Origin of the sequence: Zhongshania sp. (assembly GCF_041584495.1) — a bacterium.
Classification (GTDB): Bacteria; Pseudomonadota; Gammaproteobacteria; order Pseudomonadales; family Spongiibacteraceae; genus Spongiibacter.
On the sequence record NZ_JBFHDY010000130.1, the window covers coordinates 1 to 9363 of the forward strand.

General features: G+C 47.0%; 9 protein-coding genes. All 9 read left to right on the top strand.

Annotation, left to right across the window (positions count from 1 at the left end; genetic code table 11):
• Window positions 1-308: 308 nt before the first annotated feature.
• The 9 genes from ABYP33_RS15890 (at window position 309) to cas2 (ending at window position 8978) form a co-directional block, all read left to right on the top strand.
• The gene (locus ABYP33_RS15890; RefSeq protein WP_373092133.1) at window positions 309-2792 is read left to right on the top strand and encodes a CRISPR-associated endonuclease Cas3''; all 2484 of its coding nucleotides are present in this window, start codon (window positions 309-311) and stop codon (window positions 2790-2792) included.
• Between the two features lie 8 nt (window positions 2793-2800).
• The gene (cas5c, locus tag ABYP33_RS15895; RefSeq protein WP_373092134.1) at window positions 2801-3511 is read left to right on the top strand and encodes a type I-C CRISPR-associated protein Cas5c; all 711 of its coding nucleotides are present in this window, start codon (window positions 2801-2803) and stop codon (window positions 3509-3511) included.
• On the top strand, window positions 3508-5529 hold the full coding sequence (cas8c, locus tag ABYP33_RS15900; RefSeq protein WP_373092135.1) for a type I-C CRISPR-associated protein Cas8c/Csd1: 2022 nt from the start codon (window positions 3508-3510) through the stop codon (window positions 5527-5529). Before cas5c ends, cas8c begins: the two co-directional genes overlap by 4 nt.
• Window positions 5530-5533: 4 nt before the next feature.
• On the top strand, window positions 5534-6373 hold the full coding sequence (gene cas7c / locus ABYP33_RS15905) for a type I-C CRISPR-associated protein Cas7/Csd2 (RefSeq protein WP_373092136.1): 840 nt from the start codon (window positions 5534-5536) through the stop codon (window positions 6371-6373).
• Window positions 6374-6482: 109 nt separating this feature from the next.
• Window positions 6483-6746, top strand: a complete 264-nt coding sequence (locus ABYP33_RS15910; protein ID WP_373092137.1) for a CopG family ribbon-helix-helix protein — start codon at window positions 6483-6485, stop codon at window positions 6744-6746.
• Entirely contained in the window at window positions 6746-7033 is a 288-nt protein-coding gene (locus ABYP33_RS15915; protein WP_373092138.1) for a type II toxin-antitoxin system RelE/ParE family toxin, read from the top strand. The genes ABYP33_RS15910 and ABYP33_RS15915 overlap by 1 nt, the downstream gene beginning before the upstream one ends.
• 13 nt (window positions 7034-7046) lie before the next feature.
• Window positions 7047-7661, top strand: a complete 615-nt coding sequence (cas4, locus tag ABYP33_RS15920) for a CRISPR-associated protein Cas4 (RefSeq protein WP_373092139.1) — start codon at window positions 7047-7049, stop codon at window positions 7659-7661.
• Window positions 7658-8674, top strand: coding sequence for a type I-C CRISPR-associated endonuclease Cas1c (gene cas1c / locus ABYP33_RS15925; protein WP_373092140.1), 1017 nt, complete (start codon window positions 7658-7660; stop codon window positions 8672-8674). The genes cas4 and cas1c overlap by 4 nt, the downstream gene beginning before the upstream one ends.
• 10 nt (window positions 8675-8684) lie before the next feature.
• The gene (gene cas2 / locus ABYP33_RS15930) at window positions 8685-8978 is read left to right on the top strand and encodes a CRISPR-associated endonuclease Cas2 (protein WP_320838172.1); all 294 of its coding nucleotides are present in this window, start codon (window positions 8685-8687) and stop codon (window positions 8976-8978) included.
• Window positions 8979-9363 lie beyond the last annotated feature (385 nt).

Below are 9363 nucleotides of genomic sequence, written 5' to 3' on the forward strand. Positions count from 1 at the left end.
CAACGACGGCTACCACCGCGCCATAGACACGCTCAAACTGGCCAATGAACTGGCTGGTAAACAATACGCACACCAAGTGAGGCAAGTTCTGGATGATTTACTCGCCGAATTCAAACGCAAACGGAATTTTTGCCAGTGGTTAAGAGAGGCATTTACAGGGTTGTAGTGAACACCCAAAAATACTGGATATACGGCCAGGACAGGTTTTGTCTGGTGGCGCTGCTAAGCTGGCACCTAATATAGTTTTAAAGCATATTTTGGGCGTGGCGTTTGATTTGCACCGTCAAGTTGGCGATAGGGAAATATAAATGGATTTTATAGCGCATAAACGCGAGAAAAGTAGCGAAGTCCAAGCATTAGATGCTCACTTAAGTGAAGTTGGCGCGCTGGCGTCGAGCTTTGCACAAAAAATAGGCATATCCGATGCCGGTTTAGTCTTGGGCTTTCTCCACGATTTTGGAAAATACAGCAAGGCCTTTCAGGATTATCTCAATTCGGCAGTGGGCCGTATTAAACCTGATGAAGATGAATTTGTTGATGCCAAGGCCTTAAAGGGGAAAATTGATCATTCCACTGCTGGCGCGCAATATATTTGGAATCAGCTTCACGAGGTTGGCGGGCTCGGTCAGGGCGAGTTAGTCGCACAAATTCTCTCGCTCTGCATAGCGTCACACCACAGCGGTTTGATTAACTGTATTGCCGAAGATGGTAGTCAGACATTCCTTCGGCGAATAGAGAAAGGCGATGATCAAACCCATCTTCAGGAATGTTTACAAAATGTTGATACGCAGTTTATGGCTAAAATTGAGGCCTTGGTTGATGGGAGCTTGGTGCGTCAGGTTTTCGAAAAAGTCCGTGCTACGGTTAACTTACCAAAAAATGCGAATGAAACCCTGTCAAAAACCGACGCCTTCGCACTTGGCGTTTTTACGCGATTTTTGTTTTCGTGTCTTATAGACGCAGACCGACTAAATAGCGCTGAATTTGAGACCCCCTTAAGGAAGCAGCAGCGTCTTGGTCAGCAAGCGTGGCAGGATTGGACAGTAGCCATCGACCGCTTTGAATCGTTTATTAATCAATTTAAGCAAAAACGCCCTATTGATGGTATTCGTAAGGGGATATCTGAAACGTGTAAAGCGCGAGCAAATGATCCCCAAGGTATTTACTCCTTAACGGTGCCAACCGGCGGTGGCAAAACCCTGGCGAGTTTACGTTATGCCTTGCATCATGCCCGTAAGCACGGGCTTGATCGAATTATCTACATTATTCCTTACACCTCTATCATTGAACAAAATGCCAGCGAGGTTAGAAAAATTCTGGAGCGCGAGGCTGATCCTTATCCTTGGGTATTGGAGCACCACAGTAATATTGAGCCAGAGCAGCAAACTTGGCATTCAAAGCTAGTGTCAGAAAATTGGGATTCGCCCATCGTATTTACAACCACCGTACAGTTTCTTGAAGCACTTTTTAGCGGCGGAACCCGTGGTGTGAGGCGTATGCATCAATTAGCGAATTCAGTTCTGATTTTTGATGAGATTCAAACTTTGCCGATTAATTGCATACATTTGTTTTGCAATGGCCTGAACTTTCTTAGCAAGCACGCGAAATCTACTGCGATATTATGCACTGCGATCCAGCCAGTCCTCGATAAACTTCGATTCTCAGATAAAGGTCAGCTGGCTATGTCTGAGTGCTCGGAGCTTATTAATGATACGAATATGCTTTTCGACCAGCTAAGCCGAGTTGTGGTGAACAATAGAATAAAAATCGGTGGTTGGAGCGAGCAGGAGATTACGCTGCATGCCCTGTCGCGGTATCGAGAATCTGGCAGTTGCCTAATTATTGTGAATACCAAGGCGTGGGCACAAAAACTCTATGTAGCTTGTTGCGCCGTTGAAGGCAGTGATTCGGTGTTTCATTTAAGCACAAGCTTGTACCCAGCTCATCGAAAAGCGCAACTTGATCTTATCCGCGAAAGATTGAACCAAGGGCTTGCTGTACTCTGCGTTAGCACTCAGTTAATCGAGGCGGGGGTGGATGTATCTTTTGCGTCGGTCATTCGGTTTTTGGCGGGCTTAGACTCAATTGCGCAAGCGGCGGGGCGCTGTAATCGGCATGGCGAATTAAGCGATGCGAACGATAATTATATAAAAGGTCAGGTAGATATTATTAATCCTGATACTGAAAACCTTGGCATGCTTATAGATATCGCGATGGGGCAAGAGCAGACCCTTAGGGTGCTTAGCGAGTTTGCGGGTAGTGATTTATTAACGCCCGAGGTTATACAACGTTATTTTCAGTATTACTTTTATGCGCGCAGTGATGACATGGAATACACCATTAAATCAAGCCATGCGCTGCGCGACGATACCTTGCTTGAGATCTTGGGCCGCAACTCCAATAATGTCGGCAATAAGAATGAGGCGCGACGCGCCAGCGGGAAGCTACCGATGTTAGCTCAATCATTTATGGACGCAGGTCGAGCCTTTCAAGCAATTAATGCTCCAACGAAAGCCGTGGTAGTGCGGCACGGTAAAGGCGTAGCCTTAGTGAATGAGCTTTGCCGATTAGCTAAAGAATTTGAGCCTCAAGAATACTATCGAGTATTAAAAGAGTCGCAGCAATACAGCGTGAATGTTTTTCCGAATGTTTGGGCTAACTTGTTAGAGCGCGATGCTGTGCACGAGACGCAAGAGGGAGAAGGCATCTATTACTTGGATGCCGAATATTACAGCGAAGAATTTGGGCTTGCCACTGAACCTGTGCGCAGCATGGGCGCATTACTCTGCTAGGAGTTGTTATGAAAAACAGTATTAGTTTTAGGCTTTGGGGGCGGTATGCCTTATTTACTGACCCCATTACCAAAATAGGTGGCGAAAAATGCTCGTATCACATTCCAACCTACGAAGCCTTAAAAGGCGTATTAAAGTCAATTTATTGGAAGCCAACGCTAATCTGGTATGTAGATCGGGTGCGGGTGATAAAGCCCCTGCAAACCCAGACTAAAGGCACCAAGCCTTTGGTGTGGAATGGCGGGAACAGCTTAGCGATTTATACCTTTCTGCATGATGTGGAATATGAAGTACAGGCGCACTTTGAGTGGAATGAGCATCGGCCTGAGCTAGAGCAAGATCGTATAGACGGCAAGCATTTTGCCATAGCGCAACGGATGCTTGAGAAGGGTGGCCGACAAGATATTTTTCTTGGCACGCGAGATTGCCAAGCCTATGTTGAACCCTGCGAGTTTAACTCTGCTGCCAGTGTTGGAAATTACGACCAGCTTCCCGAATTGGGCTTTGGTCTGATGTTTCATGGTTTTGACTACCCAGATGAAACGGGGATTGACGAGCTGCATAGTCGGTTTTGGCAGCCGCTCATGCGCAATGGGATTATTGAATTCCCTCGTCCGGAGGCCTGTGAGATAAAACGCTTTGTTCGAAAAATGCGGGCCAAAGAATTCGACCTGAATACGAATCTGCTGCCGGTAGAGCTTGCGGAGGACAAAATATGAGCTGGATGGCGCGCTTATATGACACCTACGAGCAGGCGATGCAGTTGGATGTGGCCGAAGATTTGAAGCCGATTCCGATTTGCCACACCGTACAGAATACCCATCTTAATATTGTGATTGACGGTCATGGCAACTTCAAGCGCGCGAAGGTTTTAGAGAAAACGCAAATAGTCCTGCCTGCCACTGAAAATTCTGCGGGCAGAGGTGCCGGCGAAGCGCCACATGCGTTGGCGGATAAACTGCAGTATTTAGCCGGAGATTACGCGTCACATGGTGGGTTGAAAAAAGCTTATTTCGATGGCTTTCGTGCGCAGCTTACAGATTGGTGTAACTCAGAGTTTTCTAACCCAAGTGCCTGCGCGGTGCTTGCTTACGTGTCTAAAGGCGTAGTTATTAGCGATTTAACGAAGGCCCAAATCACTTGTGTAGATGATGCTGGCCAGTTACTGACCTCGTGGCCGGACAGGGCTGGTGAGGCGCCATTGTTATTTAAAGTCTTACCAAAAGAAGCTGGCAAGCTCGACCAAGGTAATGCGCTGGTCTGCTGGACGGTTGAGGCCGATGATATTGAATGCCCCGAGACGTGGAAAGACACTGAATTACAGCGCCAGTGGATCGCTTTTGATAGCGGAAATTCTGATTTAGCGGCGTTGTGCTTTGTGTCGGGTAGCATTCAACCCATTGCGCTAAGTCACCCCGCAAAGCTTCGGCACTCGGGCGATAAAGCGAAGCTTATTTCTTCAAATGATATGAGTGGATTCACCTTTAAGGGCCGCTTTACGGATAACGATAAGTCAATAAAGCAAATGGGGTTGCAGTCGGCGGCGATTGGCTCGGTTACTAGCCAGAAAGCACATAATGCGCTGCGCTGGTTGATTAACAGACCGAGGCAATCCTTTCGTAATGGTGATCAGGTAATCGTGGCGTGGGCAGTGTCTGGCAAGGAAATTCCTGATCCGATGGTTGCGACGGCCGATTATGATTTTGACAATTACGACAAGGTCGAACCGTTGCCTAGTGGTGAGTCTGCCATAGACGCTGATGTCGATCATACTATTGATTTGGGGCAGAGCTATGCTGCCAAGCTAAGCCGCTTTATGAATGGCTATCGCGCTGATTTAGCCGTCAATGATTGTATTTCTATTATGGCAATTGATTCTGCGACACCGGGACGAATGGGCGTTGTTTATTACCGCGAAACACTACCGCAGGAATATATAGATACGCTAAGCCAGTGGCATACCGACTTTGCATGGCCTCAACGCATGGTAAGCGAAGTATCTGAAACAGGCGGCAAGCCAAAAGCTAAAACAAAATCAAAGGTAACGTGGCGCTGCAGTGCGCCGTCGCCATATACCATTTTGAACGCGGTTTACGGCGATATTATTAAAGGCAATGACAGCCTTAAGAAGAATTTTTACCAGCGGATAATCCCGTGCATTTTGGAAGGGCGCAGTATTCCAATTGATTTAGTTCAGCGCAGTGTGCAGCAGGCCAGTAATCCAAGTGGCCAAGAACATTGGGCTTGGGAGAAGTCATTGGGTGTAGCCTGTTCTCTATATCGCGGTTATTACCTTCGTCATCCTCGCACCGAGCAACAAAAGGAATTTGCCATGGCTTTAGATACCACAATTACATCCAGAGATTATCTCTATGGACGGCTGCTTGCTTTGGCTGAGCGATTAGAGGAGGTTGCATTGCGTGCTGCCTCGGTAAATCGACCGACTACGGCGAACCGCTTAATGCAGCGTTTTTCGAGTCGGCCCTATGAAACGTGGTTGACTATATACAAGCAATTAGACCCGTATATGCGTCAAATGAAAACTTCGCGCCCTGGCTTTTTTATCAATATTAATAAAGAAATAGACGCAGTAATGGCCATGTTTGATCGAGAAGAATTTGTTGATGGCAAGGCGCTGTCAGGTGAATTTTTGTTGGGATTTCACTGCCAGCGTCTTGCCTTGAATCATAAGCCCGAAACCCAAATTGAAACTACCGCTACTACCACAGAGGAATAAGGACATGAGCCTGAACAGTAAAATTGATTTTGCCGTAATTTTTAGTGTTAAAAATGCAAACCCCAATGGTGATCCGCTAAATGGTAATCGCCCGCGGGTTGATTACGAAGGCTTTGGTGAAATAACGGACGTTTGCTTAAAACGGAAAATTCGTGATCGCCTGCAGACTGAGAAGCTAAGCATTTTTGTGCAGTCTGATGAAAAGAAAACAGATGGCATGACTAGCCTCCAGAATCGTGCGTACTCGGATGAATTTGGATTAGGAAAAGAAGCCTTCAACGCCAAGAAAAATAGTCCCGATGAAACCGCAAAACTGGCTTGTGCCAAGTGGTTTGACGTGCGCGCCTTTGGTCAGCTGTTTGCGTATAAAGGTGACGGAAAAGACGGCGTTTCGGTGGCTATTCGGGGGCCGGTGACTATTCAGTCTGCCTTTTCAGTTGAGCCCGTTAGCGTTACCAGCACCCAAATCACAAAAAGTGTGAGTGGTGAGGGTGATGGCAGCAAAAAGGCATCCGATACCATGGGAATGAAGCATCGAGTCGATTCAGCCGTATATGTCGCTTACGGCGCGATGACCCCGCAATTGGCTGAGCGTACCGGCTTCTCGAATGAAGATGCTCAGGCCATTAAAGCGGTGCTGCCAAAGTTATTTGAAGGTGATGCCTCGTCGGCGCGTCCCGAAGGCAGTATGGCCGTTAAAAAGGTGATTTGGTGGCAGCACAATAGTAAGTCTGGGCAGTATTCGTCAGCGAAGGTGCATGGTTCGTTAACCGTTAAGCCAGATGGTAGTTATTCAATTGAAACCCTTAATCAATTGATTCCAGAGGAGATAGATGGGTTTTAGTAACGCCTATCCATTTTATAAGTAGATTGTGCTCTCCAAAAATGAACTAGACTATGTAGCTGGGTGTATTACACTTGGCTACATATGGCTACTCGTGGAGAATATTGCTATGGCAGTGACCAGCATACGTTTACAGGCAGAATTAGAAGAGCCTTTAGAGGTCCTTTGTAAAAAGCTTGATAGAAGTAAGAACTATCTTATTAATCAGGCGCTTAAAGAGTTTATTGCTCAGCAAGCCCTAGCCGAACAGCGCTGGAATGAGACCTTGCCAGCCTTAGAGTCGATGAAGGCCGGGAAGGGCGTTCCTGCTGAAAAAGTGTTTGAGTGGATGAAGAGCTGGGATACTGACGACGAGTTACCGAGACCAAAATAATGAATCTGATCTTCATGGATGAAGCTTTAGACGATATTGAGACGATTCGAGATTTCTTGGCGCACGCAGGAGCCACTCAAGTCGAGGGCCTCGTTAGCGAGATTTATAACGCTGCAGAGCGCTTAGTGGGTTTCCCGGAAATTGGTGTAAGGGTAAGTAACTCGGAGGAGTGGGGTGATGTCCGCGATTTCTTTTCAGTTCATTACTGCTTGCGATATACCTGTTACCAGAATGTCTTATACATTTTGCGGGTGTGGCACCAAAAGGAGAATGAAAGGAATCTGTGATTCTTGACACGCCATGGAAAACTACCTCGCTATCTCGGCCCTTCAGCATTACGCCTTCTGCCCACGACAGTTTGCTTTAATTCATGTAGAGCAAGCATGGGCAGAAAATCGCTTTACGGCCGAAGGCAAAGTATTGCACGAGCGGGTAGATTCTGGTTTCGCAGAGCAGCGCAGAGGTACGCGCTATGAACGTGGGGTGATGGTTGAGTCTGAACACTATCGCATTAAGGGGAAAATGGATTTGCTGGAAGTTATTGCTGGCGATCCAGTGTTGTATTTTCCGGTCGAATATAAGCGTGGAAAATCCAAACTCGAAGATTGGGATCGTATTCAGCTCTGTGCCCAAGCCTTATGTCTAGAGGAAATGCGAAATTGTAAAATTAGCGAGGGCGCGCTTTGGTATTGGGAAGTGCGTCGCCGCGAGCAAGTTGATATTGACGAGGCGCTAAGGCGCGCGACCATTGCTGCTATTGAGCATGCCCACCATATTTTGGCCAGTGGTATCACGCCGGAACCGATAGCAAACACGCGTCGTTGTCGGGCTTGCTCACTTATGGATATCTGTGAGCCGGAGGCGTTTCGCAAGGATCATTCCGCGGGCTATATCAAGGAGTTATTCGGCGAATGAAAAAACTACTGAATACCCTATATATCACGCGCCAAGAGAGCTATTTACATAAAGATCGCGAAACGATTGTTATAAAAAATGGCGATCAAAAGTTGGGTCAATTTCCATCGCTAACTATTGGCAATATCTTATGTTTTGGCCAAATATCCGTCTCACCATTTTTAATGGGCTATTGTGGTGAACAAGGTATTGGCTTGGCATTTTACACCGAATATGGCCGATTTTTAGCGCGGGTTCAGGGTAAGCAGACGGGTAATGTCTTGCTCAGGCGCGCTCAGTATCGTTGGGCTGATGACGAGAGCCGCTCTGTCGCAATAGCGCGTTTAATGGTGGCCGCTAAAATTGCCAATGGGCGCTCTGTGCTGATGCGTGAGCTGAGGAATCATGGCGATAATCCAATGCTCACTCAAGCAGCCGATAAATTGGCAAACAGTTTACGTCGAGTAAAACACGCTAAAACCGTTGCTGAAGCAATGGGCATGGAGGGGGATGCTGCCGCTACCTACTTTTCGATATTTAACGAATTTATTCGAGAAAAGAGTTTTGTTTTTGGTGGTCGTGTTCGCAGGCCGCCTACCGATCCTGTAAACGCACTGTTGTCTTTTGTTTACTCACTAATTACCCAAGAATGTGCGTCTGCTTTGCAGGGTGTAGGTCTAGATCCTTACGTTGGTTACCTACACCAAGACCGGCCTGGTCGACTTAGCCTTGCCTTAGATTTACTTGAAGAGTTTAGAGCGCCTTGGGCCGATCGTTTTGTGTTAACGCTAATCAATCGCCGACAAATACAACTAAAGGACTTTGTTCACGAGGCTAGCGGTGCAGTGCGTCTAAGCGATGACGCCCGAAAGGCGTTGCTTGTAGCGTATCAAGAGCGTAAACAAGTTGAAGTCATGCACCCGTATTTACAAGAACAAGTGCCAATTGGCTTATTGCCTCATTGCCAAGCAATGCTGCTAGCTCGCCACATACGAGGTGACACGGAATTTTACACACCCTATATTGTGAAATAAGGAGCTTATTATGCTGGTATTAGTTACTTATGACGTGAGTGTGGTAAGTGAAGGTGGCCAGCGACGGCTTAGGAGAATAGCCAAAACTTGCCTAGATTACGGTGTGCGAGTGCAAAACTCCGTGTTTGAATGCGAAGTAGAGCCTGCGCATTTTGTGACATTAAAAGAATCGCTGCTAGATATTTTTGACCCGGAAGAAGACAGCCTTCGCTTCTATTTTTTAGGGAAAAAAGGTCGGCAAAGAGTTGAGCATATTGGGGCTAAGCATACAGACGATCCACTTCGCGACGCACTCATTTTATAAATCGCTAACCCCCAGTGCACATCGATTTTCAGTTCGGTTAGCGAATTGCTATCACTTTGATTCGTAATGAAATTATTGAAAAACATGATTTTCATACGGCAGTATTTGGTTTTTTAAATTAGGTTAGCGGAAGGAATGTACTTTCTTCCGGTTATTTAACAACTTAGACTACATCTGTCGCGCCCATCACGGGCGCGTGGATTGAAACAGGCTCTGAGCAATGGGGTTGGGTGTTAGAAAACCGTCGCGCCCATCACGGGCGCGTGGATTGAAACTAAATGCAGAACATAACCCCTAGCTTAACAGCGGGTCGCGCCCATCACGGGCGCGTGGATTGAAACCACTCAGGCCCTCCAGCGTGTCGTCAACGCCGTCGTGGGGGCCC